This window comes from Bacillus sp. Cr_A10 (assembly GCF_029222665.1).
Lineage (GTDB): Bacteria > Bacillota > Bacilli > Bacillales_A > Planococcaceae > Psychrobacillus.
In genome coordinates, this window is sequence record NZ_JARHXR010000007.1 from 165,305 (window position 1) to 183,794 (window position 18,490).

At 35.7% G+C, this 18,490-nt stretch carries 15 protein-coding genes and 1 pseudogene; 1 reads left to right on the plus strand and 15 read right to left on the minus strand.

The window, feature by feature from the left end; all coding sequences use genetic code 11:
* From P2Q73_RS04910 to P2Q73_RS04975, 14 genes are all read right to left on the minus strand, one after another.
* On the minus strand, positions 1 to 1,428 hold the full coding sequence (locus P2Q73_RS04910; protein ID WP_275784520.1) for a S41 family peptidase: 1,428 nt from the start codon (positions 1,426 to 1,428) through the stop codon (positions 1 to 3).
* A 71-nt stretch (positions 1,429 to 1,499) separates the two neighbouring features.
* The gene (locus P2Q73_RS04915) at positions 1,500 to 2,078 is read right to left on the minus strand and encodes a peroxiredoxin family protein (RefSeq protein WP_275784522.1); all 579 of its coding nucleotides are present in this window, start codon (positions 2,076 to 2,078) and stop codon (positions 1,500 to 1,502) included.
* A 226-nt stretch (positions 2,079 to 2,304) separates the two neighbouring features.
* Positions 2,305 to 3,612, minus strand: a complete 1,308-nt coding sequence (locus P2Q73_RS04920) for a murein hydrolase activator EnvC family protein (protein ID WP_056827583.1) — start codon at positions 3,610 to 3,612, stop codon at positions 2,305 to 2,307.
* Between the two features lie 44 nt (positions 3,613 to 3,656).
* Positions 3,657 to 4,544 carry a permease-like cell division protein FtsX gene (gene ftsX, locus P2Q73_RS04925; protein WP_056827585.1) on the minus strand — a complete coding sequence of 296 codons (888 nt, stop codon included), beginning with the start codon at positions 4,542 to 4,544 and terminating at the stop codon, positions 3,657 to 3,659.
* Entirely contained in the window at positions 4,534 to 5,220 is a 687-nt protein-coding gene (gene ftsE / locus P2Q73_RS04930) for a cell division ATP-binding protein FtsE (RefSeq protein WP_053590273.1), read from the minus strand. Before ftsE ends, ftsX begins: the two co-directional genes overlap by 11 nt.
* A gap of 301 nt (positions 5,221 to 5,521) precedes the next feature.
* The gene (cccB, locus tag P2Q73_RS04935) at positions 5,522 to 5,872 is read right to left on the minus strand and encodes a cytochrome c551 (protein ID WP_275784527.1); all 351 of its coding nucleotides are present in this window, start codon (positions 5,870 to 5,872) and stop codon (positions 5,522 to 5,524) included.
* Positions 5,873 to 5,922: 50 nt separating this feature from the next.
* On the minus strand, positions 5,923 to 6,792 hold the full coding sequence (locus P2Q73_RS04940; protein WP_275784529.1) for a YitT family protein: 870 nt from the start codon (positions 6,790 to 6,792) through the stop codon (positions 5,923 to 5,925).
* A gap of 456 nt (positions 6,793 to 7,248) precedes the next feature.
* Positions 7,249 to 8,712, minus strand: coding sequence for a methyl-accepting chemotaxis protein (locus tag P2Q73_RS04945; protein WP_056827593.1), 1,464 nt, complete (start codon positions 8,710 to 8,712; stop codon positions 7,249 to 7,251).
* Between the two features lie 85 nt (positions 8,713 to 8,797).
* Positions 8,798 to 9,899, minus strand: a protein-coding gene (gene prfB / locus P2Q73_RS04950; RefSeq protein ID WP_156350728.1) for a peptide chain release factor 2 whose coding sequence is annotated in 2 segments (ribosomal slippage) — positions 8,798 to 9,826 and positions 9,828 to 9,899 — 1,101 coding nt in all. Because the reading frame shifts where the segments join, the coding sequence is not laid out codon by codon here.
* Between the two features lie 109 nt (positions 9,900 to 10,008).
* The gene (gene secA / locus P2Q73_RS04955) at positions 10,009 to 12,519 is read right to left on the minus strand and encodes a preprotein translocase subunit SecA (protein ID WP_053590277.1); all 2,511 of its coding nucleotides are present in this window, start codon (positions 12,517 to 12,519) and stop codon (positions 10,009 to 10,011) included.
* Positions 12,520 to 12,808: 289 nt separating this feature from the next.
* Positions 12,809 to 13,366, minus strand: a complete 558-nt coding sequence (hpf, locus tag P2Q73_RS04960) for a ribosome hibernation-promoting factor, HPF/YfiA family (RefSeq protein WP_053590278.1) — start codon at positions 13,364 to 13,366, stop codon at positions 12,809 to 12,811.
* Positions 13,367 to 13,474: 108 nt separating this feature from the next.
* Positions 13,475 to 13,855, minus strand: a complete 381-nt coding sequence (locus P2Q73_RS04965; protein WP_275784536.1) for a PilZ domain-containing protein — start codon at positions 13,853 to 13,855, stop codon at positions 13,475 to 13,477.
* Between the two features lie 147 nt (positions 13,856 to 14,002).
* The gene (locus tag P2Q73_RS04970) at positions 14,003 to 14,497 is read right to left on the minus strand and encodes a C40 family peptidase (RefSeq protein WP_056827597.1); all 495 of its coding nucleotides are present in this window, start codon (positions 14,495 to 14,497) and stop codon (positions 14,003 to 14,005) included.
* 221 nt (positions 14,498 to 14,718) lie between these two features.
* A complete protein-coding gene (locus tag P2Q73_RS04975) occupies positions 14,719 to 16,407 on the minus strand; it encodes a methyl-accepting chemotaxis protein (protein WP_275784539.1) in 1,689 nt (562 codons plus the stop codon).
* Positions 16,408 to 16,564: 157 nt separating this feature from the next.
* Here P2Q73_RS04975 and P2Q73_RS04980 point away from each other — a divergent pair.
* Positions 16,565 to 17,355 (plus strand): annotated as a pseudogene (locus P2Q73_RS04980) (SDR family oxidoreductase).
* 154 nt (positions 17,356 to 17,509) lie between these two features.
* On the opposite strand, the gene P2Q73_RS04985 reads toward P2Q73_RS04980, so the two are convergent.
* Complete coding sequence (locus P2Q73_RS04985) at positions 17,510 to 18,358, minus strand: VOC family protein (RefSeq protein WP_275784542.1); 849 nt, start codon at positions 18,356 to 18,358, stop codon at positions 17,510 to 17,512.
* Positions 18,359 to 18,490 lie beyond the last annotated feature (132 nt).

Consider the following 18,490-nt stretch of genomic DNA (forward strand, 5'->3'; position numbering starts at 1 on the left):
TTATTTTTTCATTTCATGAACCAAATAACTGATACCCATTTGTAGCTGCTTATCATTTTCTTTTCTAGTTTTGTATTCCATCAGTGTTTTAGAAAGAGACTGGAATAGTGCATCATCTATATCGGAACTAGGCTCTAAACTTCTCTCTTGTCGATACTTTTCTACTCCATCCATCGTATCTTCATCAAAATAACCATCTTTGCGTCCAATATTATATCCTAAAGCACCCAGTACATTTTGAACATACTTTATTTCCTCTCCGAAATCTCCAACTCGGAATTCTCCGTGAGGATATTTAATATCCATTGTATATAGTTCCTCTGGCTCAACCTCCAAATCAGCTTGAATTCCTTTATGGTGAATCCATTCTTGTTTTGGTGTTAACCATTTATGAGTAGATATTTTTAATTTACCACCATTTGATAATGGATGAGATTCTTGTACAGTTCCCTTCCCGTAGCTTGTTTCACCAACAATCATCGCACGATTATTATCTTTTAAAGCACCAGCTAATACTTCACTAGCAGAGGCACTACCTCCATTTTGCAGTAAAACAGCTGGTATTTTATTTAGATAAGGCTTTTCCTTATTTTCTGTATTCAACATTTCTAAAACTCCATTTGCATCTTGCATATAAGCGAATGTTTTTCCATTTTCGAGTAGGGTACTGACAATGGAAGACACACTATATAAATATCCACCTGGGTTTCCTCTTACATCGATCAGAAGACCATCTATTCCCCGATCTACTAATGCCTTTGTTTGTTTAGCCCATTCTTCTCCTGTTTTTTCTCCAAAAATAGAGATGGTCACAATACCAATTGAAAAATCCTCGACTTCATAAACTTCACTAGATACGGTGTGCATCGCAATTACTTCTCGCTTCATATGTAACTCTACATGGCGTTCTTCACTTGAACGATAAACAGTCATCTTAAGACTAGTTCCTTTTTCGCCACTTAACAATTTTACAAGTTCAGCCATGGACTTACCATCCAGTCTTTCTCCATTCACTCGAACAATCTCATCTTGTGGCTTTAACCCAGCCCTATAAGCAGGAGAATCTTTAAGAGGGGAGACAACTACGAATTTTCCACCTGATAGTGTTATTTCTACTCCTATCCCAACTCTTTCTTCGGCTAGTGAAGACTCTTGGGCTACCGCTTCTTCTTTAGTCAAATAACTGCTATGAGGATCTTCTAATGCCTCTGCCATCCCTCGAATTGCACCTTCCACAAGTATATTTTCTTTTTTGGCGAATACGGCCTCTTTTCTAATTAATTGAAAGGCTTCATCGATGACTTGATTGTTACTAATAGACGTAGTAGTTGTTGATTGATCATTCGCTGGTTTTACCATCCAAAAATAAAAGATTCCTAGTAAGATAACAAACAAAATAACATATAAAAAAATCCGACTTTTGCGCAAGCTATACCTCCTACTTTTCCACTAATATATGTGAGAAATGAAGAGTTTAATACTTGCCCAAAAATCGGAATTTATTTTAAATTACCTACTAAGTCTGTAAGCATTTGTTCGTCCATTGGACCAACGATTTTATTTTGGATTGTTCCAGTCGTATCAATCATATATGTAGTAGGAATTGTAATAGCTTGATACGTTTCACCTACTATTCCCTCTTCATCAAGAGGTATGGGAAAACTTAGAGCGTAATCTTCTTGAAAAGCTTGCACTTTATCAAGTCCAGAATCTGAGCTAGTCAAATTAACCGCCAAGATTTCTACATTTTCTTGTTCAGCCTTATCCTCGTAATAGTTTTGCATATGTGGCATTTCAGCTTTACAAGGTGGACACCAAGTAGCCCAAAAGTTTAATACTACCTTTTTCCCTTTATAATCGGACAATGTCACTTCTTTACCATCAAGTGTCATAAGTGTAAAGTCTGGTGCAGCATCCCCTTTTCCGGTACCATCATTTGCTGGATTGGTTGCAAGATCAGAACCTAATTGCTCATTTGAAATTGCTTCAGTTCTATCCGTATTACTTTTTACAAAGGTAATCGTTGCAATAGCCACTAAACTCGCAATTATCAATAACCCAAATATCTTTTTTTTCACTTTTGTTCCTCCACTCAATTTGTTAGGCGTACAAGAGTTTAAGAATTCTATCGCTCCTATTATACGCATAAATGAAGTCAAATACTAATTAATTGTTCAAATCGATTTTACCTATGGAGGAATAAGAAAAACTCGAATTCCATCTTCTAATATTGTTTTCAATCGTTTCCGGAGGTACTTTGGACAGATATTCAATCAAAATAAAAAAAACGGCCGAAGCCGTTTTTTATAAGGAAATATATCTAAGTGGGTTAACTGAGTTTGCTGTCATACCTTCCCAGTTCCCTATATGAATTTCAAAATGTAAATGAGGGCCAGTGGAGTTACCAGTAGTACCGATTGCTCCAATATGCTCGCCTTTCGATACAACTTGTCCAACACTTACGTTAATTTTGCTTAAATGTGCATATAAGGAAGTGAATGTTTGACCATCAATTGAATGTGTCACCATAATAACATTTCCGTATGTGCTCAGTGGTGACGCATAAGAAACTACTCCATCAGCAGCAGATACAACAGGTGTACCTGTTGAGTTAGCAAAATCTACACCATAATGCATTTTACCTTTACCATAAATAGGATGTATACGATAACCGTATCCTGAAGTGAACGTTCCGTTTGCAGGTTTTGTCCATGCCCCAGAAGACACTTCCGGAATCGCTACGGAAGAACCACTTGATGATTGCTGACGTTTTCTTTCTTCAGCAGCTTTACGTTTCTTTTCTTCTGCAATCTTTCTAGCTCTTTCTGCTTGACGCTTTTGTTCTGCCACAATTTTATTTTGTACATCTGCACTTATATTTAATACTTCTTCATATTCCGTTTCCATCACTTGTTTTTGTTCAAGTAATTTCGATTGTTCTGCCTCTAATTGGTCCACTAAAGTTCCTTTAGAAGCTTTTTGTTTATCAAGAGAAGCTTTTAAATTTACGAGCTTATTTTTACTTTCTTCTTGCTCTTCTAACTTTTTCTCTAAACTAGCTCTTTCTTCTTCTAATTGTTTTTTATCATCTGCTTGTTCTTTTAAAATAGTACGATCCGCTTCCATCAATGTATTTACTGCTGAAAAACGGTCGATGAAATCAACGAAGCTATTAGCACCAAGCAATACGTCTAAATAGCTTACTGAACCACCACTAACTTGTACTGCACGGATACGTTCTTTTAAAAGCTTGTCACGTTCTTCAATTTTTCGTTCTAATTCTACAATAGAAGCCTTTAATTTTTCAATTTCATCAGTAGTGAGCTTAATCTCATTTAAAACATTAGAGATGTTCTTTTCAGTATCTAAAATTTCCGTGTCTAATGCCTGAATCTGAGCCATGATTTGGTCGATTTTAGACTCATTTTGATTTATTTTACCTTCTGTTTCTTTAATGTTTGAGTTAATAGATTCTTTCTTTTGCTCTAACTCTTTTTGTTGACCTTTTAAATCATTTAAAGAATTCGCTAGTGCACTCGGTCCTGTGAATAAAAGTGCTCCAGATGTTGCTATCGCTAAAACTCGTAGCGTCCACTTAGACTGTTTTCTCAAAACTTCTTGCTCCCTTCAAGCTTCCTTCTTATCTTATCTAACTCTTAAACCCGTAAAAACTTACGAACTGACATAAAACTACCCCAGATTCCGATTAAGACACCCATTAATAATATCAAGGCATTGACTTGATAAATGAATGGTGAAAAATCGAGTAGTTCAAATAAATTACCCTGTGCCAATTTAGGCCCTAGGACATTGTAAATATTATAGTAGAGTATTGTTATCAGTGTAATCGGAATAATAGCTCCTAATATACCAAGCCACATACCCTCTAAAATAAATGGAATTCGAATAAACCAGTTAGTAGCACCTACGAGCTTCATTATTTCAATGTCACGTCGTCTAGCAACAATGGTAATACGAATAGTATTAGAGATTAAGAACATCGCAGTAAATAACAATGCTAAAATTAACACTAATCCTATATTTCTACTTGTATTTAAGAAAGAAAAGAGTTTTTCAATTTTTCCTTCTCCATACTTCACTTCGAATGTGTTATCTAATTTATCAAGTTTCTTCGCAACCGCTGCTGTTTCTTGTGGATTTTCCGCTTTAGCATAAAACACATTATGTAATGGGTTTTGCTGTTCAAATAATCGTAAGTCTTCCCCAAAATCTAACACTAACTTGTTTAGTTCGTCTTCTTTTGGCGAAAAAGCAACTTCGGCTATTCCTGATGTATTTTTAATCTCTTCTTCTAATTTTGTAATAGCAGCTTCATCCGCTGTTAACTCTACGATTACTTTAATTTCAACATCTTTTTCAAGATCATCAGCAACTTTATTTAAATTCATCATAATCATGACGAAAACACCAACAAGTAATAAAGTTACTGTTACTGCACTAACCGAGGCAAAAGTCATCCAACCATTACGGCTTATACTCTTAAGGCTATCTCTGAAGTGTCTTCCTGCTGTTCTAGCTTTCATAACCGTAATCTCCTCCGTATACATCTCGGGTGATTAATCCACCCTCAACTGCGATAACACGGTGTCTTAATGTATTCACAATTTCTCTATTATGAGTTGCCATAATAATTGTTGTTCCACGTGAATTTATTTCTTCAAAAATATTCATGATCTCCCAAGAAGTATCAGGATCTAAATTTCCTGTCGGTTCATCCGCAATTACTAATTTAGGGGTATTCACAATGGAACGAGCAATCGACACACGTTGTTGCTCCCCACCTGAAAGCTCTGTTGGAAACATTCTAGCTTTATGTTTCAAACCAACAAGCTCAAGAACATCCATTACTTTTTTGCGAATAACTTTAGGTGTTTCTTCAATTACTTCTAATGCAAATGCAACATTTTCATACACATTTAAACGAGGTAGTAATTTAAAGTCTTGGAAGACTACCCCAATTTGTCTTCTTAAATATGGAACTTTACTATTTTTTAGAGTAGCTAAGTTAACTCCATTAATAATAATATCCCCTGAAGTTGGTCTTTCTTCTCGATACATCATTTTGATGAATGTCGATTTTCCTGCACCACTTGGCCCGACAACATAAACAAATTCACCTTGCTTAATTTCTACATCAATCCCATTTGCTGCAACAATACCGTTCGGATATTTTTTGTAGACTTTTACCATTTCTATCATTTTTAAACCACCTAATTATTTTGCTTTGTAAAATACGACATGCCTATTATAACATTAGATGCCTTTTCTTTTGTTACAGTTTCATTTCAATTTATAGGTAAATTTATGCAGTTTTGACACATTTCTTTGTTTCCTTTTTACGAATTAGGAGGATTTTCGTACATACAAATTACCTAATAATTTAACATTCTACATTTCTCTTCTCTTTTCCTTCTTTATTAACAAAAAAAATCAATTGCTTAAAAAAGCAATTGATTTTTGTAAAAAACATTAAATTGTTGACAGAAAACAGAACATATAATTATTTCTTCTCAGCTAACCATGCCGCAACAGCTTCTGCGTCTTCTCCGGTAACAAGACCACCTGGCATTGCACCTCTACCGTTTTCAATTACATTTAAAATTTCATCATTAGATAAACGAGATCCTACATCATTAAGTGCTGGGAAGTTTCCTTGTCCCTCTAAGTTTCCGCCATGACAGCTTGTACATTTTGCATTTACAATTTTTTCGGGATCAACAGATGCGGTTTCAGTTTCAGTTTCAGTTTCAGTTGTACCTGTGTCGGCTGGTTCTGCTTCTTCATCTCCGCCGCCACATGCTGCTAAGAATAAACCAGCACCAAGAATTGCAGCTAATAATTTTTTATTCATGTTTTTTCCTCCCTTAACTAATATTGCTTTGCATTCTTAGTATACCAAAGTTAGTTCCTTTTAAAACCTTCCCCTAGCACCTCGTATGCACTTGAAACAATCACAAAGGCATGTGGGTCATGGGTTTTGACAATTTGTTTCAGTTTTGTGAATTCGGTTTGATAGGCAACTACTAACAAAATTGGTCGTTCTTCCTCAGTGTATCCCCCAATTGCAGGAAGTTTTGTCACCCCTCTATCTATTTCTTTATATATAGCATCCCTTATTTCCTCTTGTTTATTCGTAATAATGTAAATCATTTTAGATTGACTAAATCCAAGTTGAACTAAATCAATGGTCTTCGTCGTTACAAACAGTCCAATCAATGCATAAAGTGCTTTTTCAATATCAAAAACGATGGCAGCACTAAGTACAATTAAACCATCAATTAATAACACACTTGTTCCAAGAGAAAATCCAGTATACTTTGTAATAATTTGAGCTGCTAAATCAGTACCTCCTGTAGATGCACCACCTCGAAACACGATTCCTAATCCAAGACCTACCGTGATTCCTCCAAACAAAGCACCTAACAGTGGATTCGTTGTCCATGGTTCCCAACTAGAAGATAATAAAACAACTGCTGGAAGTGTAAGAGTTCCTACTAAAGATTTGATGCCGAACTTAGCACCAAGAAAAAATAGACCAGCAATAAATAACGGGATATTAAATGAATATTGAACAATTCCTGGCTCCCAGCCAAAAACGCCTTTTAAAATGGTACTTATCCCACTTACTCCACCCGAAGCAACTTGGTTTGGTAATAAAAAAACATTAAATCCAATTGCAATAATCGCCGCACCAATTATGACATATAAATAATCTCTTCCTTGTTCCCATAAAGGCGGAAGCTCTTTGTGTATTCTTTGATTTGTAGACATATTTTATCCTCTTTCGTTTCAAAATACTTATATAACCCGAACTAGTATAACAACTGATGAGGACTTTGTGAACTTCAGCAAAGTGACGCGATAAATGAATAAAGTGATTGATTGTTTCGATGGAATTATTCAGCGTTCTCGTGTTTCTATCATTATCTTAAGTATTAGCACTATGTTAGACGATATACGGCCGTTTCCTTCTTAACCAAAAAAGATGCCAACATGTTGGGCATCCCTAAGATTTTTTAAAAATAAGATAGATCATGTTTCCGAAGCTTACCGCTCGCTTTCCGCGGGCGAGCGCCGAGCCGCTTCGTCGCTACGCTCGGCCCCGCCTGCGGAAAGCGTCCGCCAGGAGCGGAATTTTTATCATTATTTTAATTGAAAAAAGACTGTAGACAAACTCAAATCCTTAGAGTTTGTCTACAGTCTGCCCAACGTGATGGGCATCTTCTCTCATTTCTTAATTGATTGTGTTTCTTCGTATGTTTCGTCGATATATTTTGCAATTGTCTTTTGTTCGTCCGTAATATTAACTAAAGTCGCATTAAGCTCTTCTACCGCAGCAGTACTTTCTTCTATGATAGCTGCAAATTCGTTCGTACTCGTTTGGATAGCTTCACTATTTTCAGCAATCGCATCCACATCTTTTAAAAATTTTGATAGTTCATTTTGTAAAGATTGCATTGTCTCAAATAACTCGTTGAATGACTTATTCGACTTATCTGCCGTTTGTACTTGGGAATAAATTTGAGTAACACCTAATTCTAATTTACCCAATGCTGCTTCATTATATTTATTTACTTCGTTTAAGTTTGTATCTATTTTTTCTAGAGACTGATCTGTCACTCCAGCTAATTTCCTTATTTCTTCTGCAACTACTGCAAAACCTTTTCCTTGTTCTCCAGCTCTCGCAGCTTCAATAGATGCGTTTAATGCTAATAGATTGGTTTGCTCGGTTATTTTTCTAATAGTACTCGCAAATTCATTTGTTTCATTGATTTTATTGGAAAGATCGTTGAATGTTTTATTCAACTCAACAAAAAATACTGTAAATTGATCTATCTCATTTTTCATCTTATTCATTACTACGGATCCATCGGCTGCATTTTTTTCGGCTATTTCTGCTTGACGGACAATTGCGTTTAAATGACCAACCATTTCTTTTACAGAATCTGTTGTAGCCTCTGTATTCTTTACAATATCTACTACATGATCTGCTTGTCGTTGAGAGCCAATGCTTACTTCATCTACTGCCTGAAGCATCTCTTGCTGCGAATAGATAGAAGCATGTGTACTATTGCGTATTTGTTCTAAATTAGTTGTAATGATTGTCACGGCGGTTTGGAGATGTTGTTTATGTAATTCCTCGTCTTTTGCTTTCATTTCCGCATTACCTACTAAATTCTCAACATTAGTAAATAATGCTTTACTTTGCCTAACTTGTAGAAAAATACCTAAAGCCATTATAAATTGTACAAAAAAGACATTAATCGTTTTACCTTCAAAAATACCAGTTGTATCAAATAAAACATTTACGATCATTGCAAGAACAGAAAAAATATAGCCAAATAAAAATACTCCCTGGTTGTTGTGTAAGCTGCTTAATATTAGTACAAAAAGTGCTAAAACAATTGAAGCGATACTGACTTCATAAAAATAAGATGTTCCCGTCGAAGTGATTGCACCTGAAATAATGACAATATACGGAAAAATAATTGCTAATTTGTTTGTTAATCTAGTAAGAAAATAAATCGCGACAGTTAAAATTAGTGGTACCCCAATGGAGATAATAACAGCGTTGTCTTGCTTTAACAAAATTTGCGCAATGAGACCTAAAGTTCCTGCCAGTCCATAAGCTAAAAATAAAATGAAGTTTTTCTTTTGTAAATCCTGTTTCTTAATGTCTACGATATTCATCCCGCTATCCTCCAAAATATTCAAATTAAAGACAAAAAAATACTCCAATGTTACCTAATTATAACATCGAAGTATGATTCGTCTATTAATTTATTTTTGATCGTAAATAGGCATGAATAAATTGGTCTAGTTCTCCATCCACTACAGCGTGAACGTTACCACTCTCTTCATTTGTACGATGATCTTTTACCATTGAATATGGGTGGAATACATAAGATCGAATTTGACTTCCCCATCCGATTTCCTTTTGTTCTCCACGGATTTCAGCAAGTTGTGCTTCTTGCTCTTCAATTTTCAATTGGTACAATTTAGATTTCAATAATTTCATTGCGTGTTCACGGTTTTTAATCTGTGAACGTTCGGTTTGACAAGTAACAACTGTGTTGGTTGGTAAATGTGTAATACGAACTGCAGAATCGGTAGTATTGATATGCTGACCACCTGCACCAGTGGCACGATAAGTATCAATTTTCAAATCTTCATTACGAATCTCAATTTCGATTTCGTCATTAAACTCTGGCATTACTTCACATGAAACAAAAGATGTATGTCTACGGCCTGATGAGTCAAAAGGTGAAATACGTACAAGACGGTGTACACCCTTTTCTGCTTTTAAATAGCCATATGCATTATGTCCTTTTATTAGCAACGTAACCGATTTAATACCTGCTTCATCACCTGGTAAATAATCAATTGTTTCAACTTTAAAGCCATGTTTATCTGCCCAGCGCTGGTACATACGAAGTAAAATCGAACCCCAGTCTTGTGACTCTGTTCCACCAGCTCCTGGATGCAACTCTAGAATAGCATTATGCTTATCATATTCTTCACTTAATAGCATTTGCAATTCAAAGTCTCCAAGTTTACTACTGAAATCTTTTAGTTCAACACCAAGCTCTTCTTGTAATTCTTCATCTGGTTCTTCTTTAATTAATTCAAGCGTCATTTCTAGATTTTCTTGTGTGGATACAAGGTCTTTGTATTGTTCTACGATCCCTTTTAATCCATTCATCTCATTGATTACTTTCTGAGCACCTTGGGAGTCATCCCAAAAGTCCGGAAAAGTCATCATTTCTTCTAATTCTTGTATACGAACCTCTTTATTTTCTAAGTCAAAGAGACCCCCTAAAGTCTTCCAATTTACCTGCTGTTCGATCTAATTCATTTCGTATCGCTGCTATTTCCACCATTTTATATTGCCTCCGACTTTCTTAAATTCTCTTACATTTACTCAAATTTCAAGCGCCTAGTCACTTTACGTAAAAAAGCAGACATAGACGCTTGAGTTATCGTTTATTACTGTACAGCTCCGTGACAGTTTTTAAACTTCTTCCCGCTTCCACAAGGACATAAATCATTTCGCCCGACCGCCGCTTCATTGCGAACAGGTTTTTTCTTTACAGCTTCTCCATCTTCTTTCGGATTCACTGCTTGACCTTTTGCTACTTCTTCGCGCTCGAGGTTATTGCGAATTTCTGCTTTCATTGCATATTTTGCAACGTCCTCTTGAATCGCTTCCACCATTGCCTCAAACATCGCAAAACCTTCACTTTGGTACTCACGTAGTGGATCGTTTTGTCCATAAGCTCGTAAGTGAATACCTTGACGAAGCTGATCCATTGCATCGATATGATCGATCCATTTCGAATCTATCGAACGTAGTAACACTACTTTTTCGAATTCACGCATACGTTCAGCAGATAGATCTTCCTCTTTTGCATCATAGAAACGAATTACTTCTTCTTTAAGTTTATCGATGATTTCTTCCGAAGATAAACCCTCTAAACTTTGTTGTGAAATAATACCTTCTGGCAATAAATTCGCATTGATATAGTCTTCAATTCCTTTTAAATTCCACTCCGCTTTATTTTCAGAGTTTGTAAAGGATCCGACTAAGCGTTCAATTACTCCGAAAATCATTGATTCCACTAGTGCACGCATATTCTCTGTTTCTAATACTTCATTACGCTCTTTGTAGATGATCTCACGTTGCTGACGTAATACGTCATCATATTGCAATAGTCGTTTTCGTGAATCAAAGTTATTACCTTCTACACGTTTTTGCGCTGATTCTACTGCGCGAGAAACCATCTTAGATTGGATTGGTTGTGAATCATCCATGCCAAGCTTCGACATCATATTACGCATATTATCTGAACCAAAACGACGCATCAACTCGTCTTCCATTGATAGATAGAACTGCGTAATACCTGGATCTCCTTGACGCCCAGAACGTCCACGAAGCTGATTATCAATACGTCTAGACTCATGGCGTTCAGTACCGATAACTGCCAATCCACCGACTTCAATAACACCTTCGCCAAGTTTAATATCTGTACCACGACCAGCCATGTTCGTAGCAATTGTTACAGAGCCCATATGACCAGCTGTTGCAATTATTTCTGCTTCATGTTCATGATTTTTCGCATTTAATACATTATGCTTAATACCGTGTTTTGTTAACAAATTGGAAATAATTTCAGATGTTTCAATGGCTACAGTACCAATCAAAACAGGTTGGCCATTTTTATTTCTTTCGGCAATATCAGCTGCAACAGCTTCAAACTTGCCATTCATCGATGCGTATATTAAGTCTGCACGGTCGTCTCTCATAATTGGGCGATTCGTTGGAATAGCAATAACGTTCATATTGTAAATATTACGGAATTCCTCTTCCTCTGTTTTCGCTGTACCAGTCATACCTGATAATTTGTCGTACATACGGAAGAAATTTTGGAATGTGATGGTTGCCATTGTCATCGATTCATTTTGAATTTCTAAGCCTTCTTTTGCTTCGATTGCTTGATGAAGACCATCACTATAACGACGTCCTTTCATTAGACGTCCAGTAAATGAGTCAACGATAACTACTTCTTCATCTTGAACTACATAATCTACATCTAGGTGCATAGAGACATGTGCTTTTAATGATTGATTGACTGCGTGATTTAAACGAACATGTGTTAAATCAAACAAGTTTTCAATACCAAATGCTTTTTCTACTTTTTCAACACCAGTATCTGTTAACGTCACACCTTTTGTTGATTCTTCATACGTATAGTCTGTTTCTTTCGTTAAAGTCCGAACGAAAGCATTAGCTTGTTTATAAAGAAGAGCTGCCTTATTTGCTTGTCCAGAAATAATTAATGGCGTTCTTGCTTCATCAATTAAGATGGAGTCAACTTCATCTATTACTGCATAATGAAGTGGACGTTGAACTTTATCTTCCTTGTACAACACCATATTATCGCGTAAGTAGTCAAAACCTAGTTCATTATTAGTAGAGTATGTTATATCGCAAGCGTATGCTTCACGTTTTTCTTCTTTAGACAATGAATTTAAATTTAAGCCAACTGTCATCCCTAAAAACTCAAACAGTTGTCCCATTTCCGTCGCATCACGACTTGATAAGTATTCGTTGACAGTTACAACGTGTGAGCCAAGTCCAGGAATGGCATTTAAATATACAGACATAGTAGAAGTAAGTGTTTTCCCTTCCCCTGTTTTCATCTCTGCAATATTTCCTTCATGAAGCGCAACAGAACCCATGATTTGCACGCGGAAAGGATACAATCCTAGAACACGTCTTGCACCTTCACGTACTACAGCAAATGCTTCTGGCAATAATCCATCTAATGTTTCTCCGTTTGCATAGCGTGTACGAAATTCGTCGGTTTTAGCACGTAATTCATCATCAGTCTTTGCTTCCATTTCTCCAGCTAAGGCTTCTACTTTATCAGCGACTTTTTCTAGTCGTTTAAGGTCACGTTTATTTAAATCGAATACTTTATTTAATACACCAAGCATCTATTTTTCACTTCCCATTTAGTCTTACTCCCCATTTTACCATTCGTTACATAGTGGTGCAAACAACATGTCGGTTCACAAAGAGGTTGTTTGCGCTAAAATTGGAGGAGTAAAGATTTTCTTTCACCTTTATATTAACATAAAAAAACTCTCCTCTTGCATGGAGGAGAGTTAGGATATTATCTAACTGGATGAAATCGCTTGTCGTTCGAAGTGCAAACGTTCTTGTTTGCGACGAGTAACCGCAGGTGCAAGTAACGAAGCATGAAAGCATTTGTAAACAGTCAGATTAGTTTGTTTCAATTAAACCGTACTTACCATCTTTCCGTTTATACACAATGTTAGTTCCATTGGATTCTGCATCTGTAAAGATATAGAAATTATGGCCTAACATATTCATTTGCAATACAGCTTCTTCATGGTCCATCGGTTTAAGATCAAATTGCTTTGTACGAACAATATTGTATTCATCTTCTTCATTCTGTTCCACTGATGTATCAGGAGAGTCCACGCTAGCAAAATATGCTGCTACCCCTTCGCGTTCACGGAATTTACGGTTTACTTTTGTTTTGTACTTACGAATTTGACGTTCTAATTTATCAACTATTAAATCAATTGCTGCATACATATCCGCGTTTCGCTCTTCTGCACGAAGAGTTAGATTTTTCATAGGAATAGTTACTTCAACCTTCGTCTGCTTATCATTATACACTTTCAGATTTACATTGGCAGTAGCTTGGATCTCTTCGTTAAAGTATCGGGCAACTTTCTCAACTTTCCCTTCGACATATTCTCGAATTGCAGGAGTCACCTCAATATTTTCTCCACGAATGTTAAAGTTCAACATGTAAACTCCTCCTTTAATATAACGCTTATATTATTTTTCTACATACACCTTAAAATATCCTTCTTTTAAAAAGAAATTTTTAAGTTTTGTCGAACTTTGGAATAAGCTTTACTTCTTAAGTTCCAGTTCTTTTTTACGTCTGCTTTTTAGTTCACTGATGATTAAACTTTCACTAACCTCGTCGCCCATTAGCCTTATACCATATTCAAATCCTTCTTTTTGACGACGAGACCATATAAATTCACCAACAATCTGGATAGGCTCCTCATCTAATTGAAATTGGAGTTCCACATGGTTTAATTTATCAATGGCTATTAACAGCTCCGAATACATCTTTACCCCTTTTGGGCTAATATCAATCATTTTACAATTACCTTTTTTAGAAATTTCTTCAGGCGATGTTTCACTTGCGTCTTTTATTAATCGAAAAGTTGCCTTAAATGGTTCTTCGAACGTATACCTAAAATATTCGTTTCGTTTATAGAGCAATTTATTCACCCCTTTGACAAAATCTTATTACAAAATCTTTCCTTTATTATGGCGAAGGAAAAGTATATTTTCAAATAAATGTGATTTTACCCAAAATAAAAAAATACTCTACCGTAAATTATACGATAGAGCAATTATTTATATGTTTTATTTGTTTACAGCTACAGTTACTTCTGCCACTCGTTTAGCACCAACATAGCGTTTTCCCCAATAATATGGGTCACTCAACTTATCAACTTTTACACCTTTTGATGAGGAAGAATGAATAAATTTACCATCTCCTATGTATATACCAACATGTGAAACACCTTTGCCAGAAGTGTTAAAGAATACTAAATCACCCGATTTTAAATCCTCTTTACTAACTTTATCCCCTGAACTATGCATACCAGCAGAAGTTCTTGGAAGGTCGATTCCTAAATCATCAAAAACATAATTTACAAATCCGGAACAATCAAATCCAGCTTTAGTTGTCCCACCACCACGATATTTTATTCCTATTAAGTTTTTAGCTGTTGCTACTAGTTCATCTGAATTTACTGCAGTTGAAGCTTCAGTATTTCCTGCGAATGGTGCTGTAACTAAAAGTGTAGATAATAAGCATATAGTAATGATCTTTTTAGATGTGGATTTGAAATTCATGTTGTTCCCCCATGCGGCTAAAGTTTTCTGAAAAATTAACTAAATTCATCTTACCACTAAATATTCCATTTTAATTTTACATTTGTGTAACAATTGTGTTACAAAATTCTTTGTTTGTTAGTCCTAAAATCACAACTACAATAACCATAAGTCCTAAATAATATTGGATTTATCAAATAAAAAAGCCTAAAAAGTCATTTTGATGACCTTTTAGGCTTTTGTTACATTGCAAAACGAGAAGTAGATTCCTCTAATATAGTAGCTTGTTCACTAACTTCATTTATAAGTTCTGATAAGGATTCTATCGTTTGAACATTAGACGTAAGCAATTGTACCGTTCGCTCCATATGAGCCGTATTTTCTTCAATGGATTCAGTTAGTGCAAAAATTAGCTTCTCTGATGTATTTTTTTCTTGCTCAATTGTAATAATAGAGTCGGCCATATGCTCGTTTTGATTTTTTGATTCGCGAATAAAAGATACTATTTCATCTAATTTCTCATGTAATAATAGAAATGTCGCCGCATTATGCTTAGAAGTGGACAATCCTTCAGAAAATACTTTTTCCATTTCATTTCCTTGTAATGTAATCGAAGTAGAAATTTCATGAATCGTATTTGCTGTAGTAGAGACTTCATCAGCTAGTTTTTTCACTTCTTCAGCAACAACTGCAAATCCTTTACCATGTATCCCTGAACGTGCTGCTTCAATTCCAGCATTCAGTGCAAGTAAATTCGTTTGTTTTGAAATGGTTTGTACGATAGTAGTCATACGAGCAATTTCTTCCGTTCTTTCTTGTAATAGCTTTCGCTCTTTATCTGCCGCTTTAAATAAAGCACGTAATCTTCCAGCTTCAATTGCTGCTTTTTTCATTGTATCCGCACTTTCATCCGCTATTTGCACAGCTATTGATGCATGGTTATTCAATTCCACTGCTTTGTCAGTAACTTCTCCAAAAGTACGTGAGAATTCTTCTAAAAATGCTCTTATTCCAATAGAAGCATCTTTTTGTTCTATCATATTGTTAGTAGTTTCATGGATTGCTGTTTGCACAGTGTCAGTACTTGCCACCGTTTCATGCGAATAGTCTTTTAATATTGTACTATCTTTGCTTAGTTTTTCTGCAATTTGTTTAATGATATGTACCATGTCTTTCAAGTTCGTTTGCATTTCATTCATTGCAACAGAAACTTCACCAATCTCATCTTTTGTAGATATAGTGAGAGGTTTTATTTGTAAATTTCCAGTTGCTATTTCTTTCGCAGTGGAAGCTACTTTCACTAATTGTTCTTTTATTTGTCTATTTGTTAAGAATAACAAAGCTGCAGATAATACCCCAGCGATTAAGAAGGATGCGATAACCACTAAAATCATACTTTGTTGGCTTTGGTTCATTTGATGAATAATTGATTGTCGATTTTCCGATTCCAGCCTTCTTGTCTCATTGAGCATTTCTGTTAGTTGTAGTTGTTCCTCATTCATTGCCTTTAGTTGTCTACGCTTCGCTACATTATCCTTCTTTTCAACTGATTTTTTTAAGTTATTTTCATACGTCGTATACATGCCATTTAACGTTTTCGAAAAAGCATCCCAGTCTAAGTGTTGAATTTTTTCACGACTTGTTTGTGTAAGCTCTTCAAGACTTGCTTTTCTCGTTTCGTAGCCTTCTTCAAATTCTGGTAATGGATCTCCTGCATAATGCGAAATAGCAATATACAAACTCGCTACTTCAGCCTTCATAATATCAGCTTTTTCGACATTATGTGAGGAGATTTCCAACTGGTCTGATAATTCTTGATTATGTATAACTTGTATAATCAATATCACCGCCATCGTACCAAATAAGAAAAAAGAACTAAAAATAGCTATTAAATACTTCATACGCAATGGAATACTAGACCACTTTTTCATAGGTATTCAGACCTCCTACTGAAAAATATAGCACGGGGATTACCTCAAAAGTATGCAATCTAGCAATCTTTACAATACTTTTACAAAAGAGTTTAGAAGTCAAATCTGAATATTCTATATAGGATAGAGTAATTACACAGTGAAAGGAAGTATGAATATGAATTTAGGACTAACCGATAAACGTGTCATCGTTATGGCATCCAGTAAAGGACTAGGCAAAGCGACGGCACTTCAATTTGCAAGAGAAGGCTCGAAAGTACTCATTTCAAGTCGAAACGAAGATGAACTTAAAAAATGCTTCCGAGGAAATAAAACAGGTAAGTAACAATAATAATGTCTATTTTTCTGTATGCGATGTAACGTAGGAAAACGACATCAATCGTCTCTTTGAGACAGCTAACGCTAAACTTGGCGGGGTGGATATTCTTATAAATAATGCAGGTGGGCCTACTCCTGGTGGCTTTGGTCAAGTAAATGATGACGATTGGAAAGCCTCGTTCGAAAAAAATCTACTAAGCTATATTCGCACTATTCGATTAGCCCTCCCCTTCATGAAAGAACAAAATTTCGGCAGAATCGTCAATATTTCTTCCTCCTCTACAAAAGAAGTGCTAGACGGTCTTATCTTGTCGAATACATTCAGATTAGGGATGGTTGGACTTTCCAAAAGTATTGCTCGTGAATACGCAGCAAACAATATATTAATCAACACTGTCGGACCAGGTCGAATACAAACTGACCGTGTCACAGAGCTAGATCAAATAGCAGCAGACAAGAAAAATGTAACATTGGAGGAGATCCGAGAGGGGTATGAGCAAGTGATTCCCATTGGAAGATACGGCGAGCCAGAAGAGTTTGCAAAAGTCATCGTATTTTTGTGTTCAGAAGCGAATACATATATGACAGGGCAAAATCGTGATTGATGGAGGTATGCTGAAGGCGTTGTGAGGGAGAAGATTAGAAATAACAGTTAGTTGCTATTAAGTGGACAATGTTTGCTTTACATGTAAATTGGCTGCCAATTATTTGCTAACTTGAAGGAATAGATTACCTTTATACAGAAAAAGAGTGACTTCATCTAAATGAAGTCACTCTTTTGCTATTATTTAACGATTAATTTGATTTTGTTTTGGGAGGGATCTTTTGTGATAAAAATTCCGTTTTCTTCAACTACATCGATATTGTTTGTTTTTAAATTTTCGACGGTTGTATTTAAGACTTCCTTGCTTGGATAAACCAATGAAAATGCTTCAAGACCGACTACGTTTTCTCCAGCTGGCGGTGCACCTACCCCAGCCCATGTGTTTAGTCCGATATGGTGATGGTATTTACCAGTGGACATGAAGAGTGCTCCTGGATAATTAGGTGTAACAACCTCAAATCCTAACAATTTATAAAACTTCTCTGTTTCACCTAATTCACTAACGTGTAAGTGAATATGTCCCATTACAGTACCTTCCGGTAAACCTTCCCACTTAGTACTCGCTCCAGCAGCTAAAATGCCTTGTGCATCTATTTGAAGCGTATCCATCGCTACAAATTCACCGTTCCATGTCCACTCAGTATCTGGACGGTCACTATAAATTTCGATGCCGTTTCCATCTGGATCATTTAAATACAATGCTTCACTCACTAAATGATCTCCTGCTCCAACTCGTTCATTAATTTCAATAAGATGCTTTAATACTGCACCCAAATCTGCACGAGTAGGTAATAATAGTGCAAAGTGATACAAACCAGTTGTTTTTTGTGTTTTAGGTAAACTATTTGCTCTTTGTTCAAGAGAAAGAAGAGCCGTTTTACCATCAGCTGTTAATAGTGCTTTATTTTCTTGCTTCTCTAGTATTTTAAAACCAATTATTTCTTGATAATAACTAAGTGAACGTTCTAAATCTGATACTTTTAATTCTACTAATTCTACGAAAGTGTAAGGTTTATTTTGATATTTCATTTCTATTACCCCTAACATTAGTTACTTATAGTAAGTTATTATATTTTAGTTAGTTAATAAAGTCAAGTAACTTAATCGATAAATTTTGATATGTAGGGAATGGATGCTGTTACTCGCTACTTTCTCATCTTT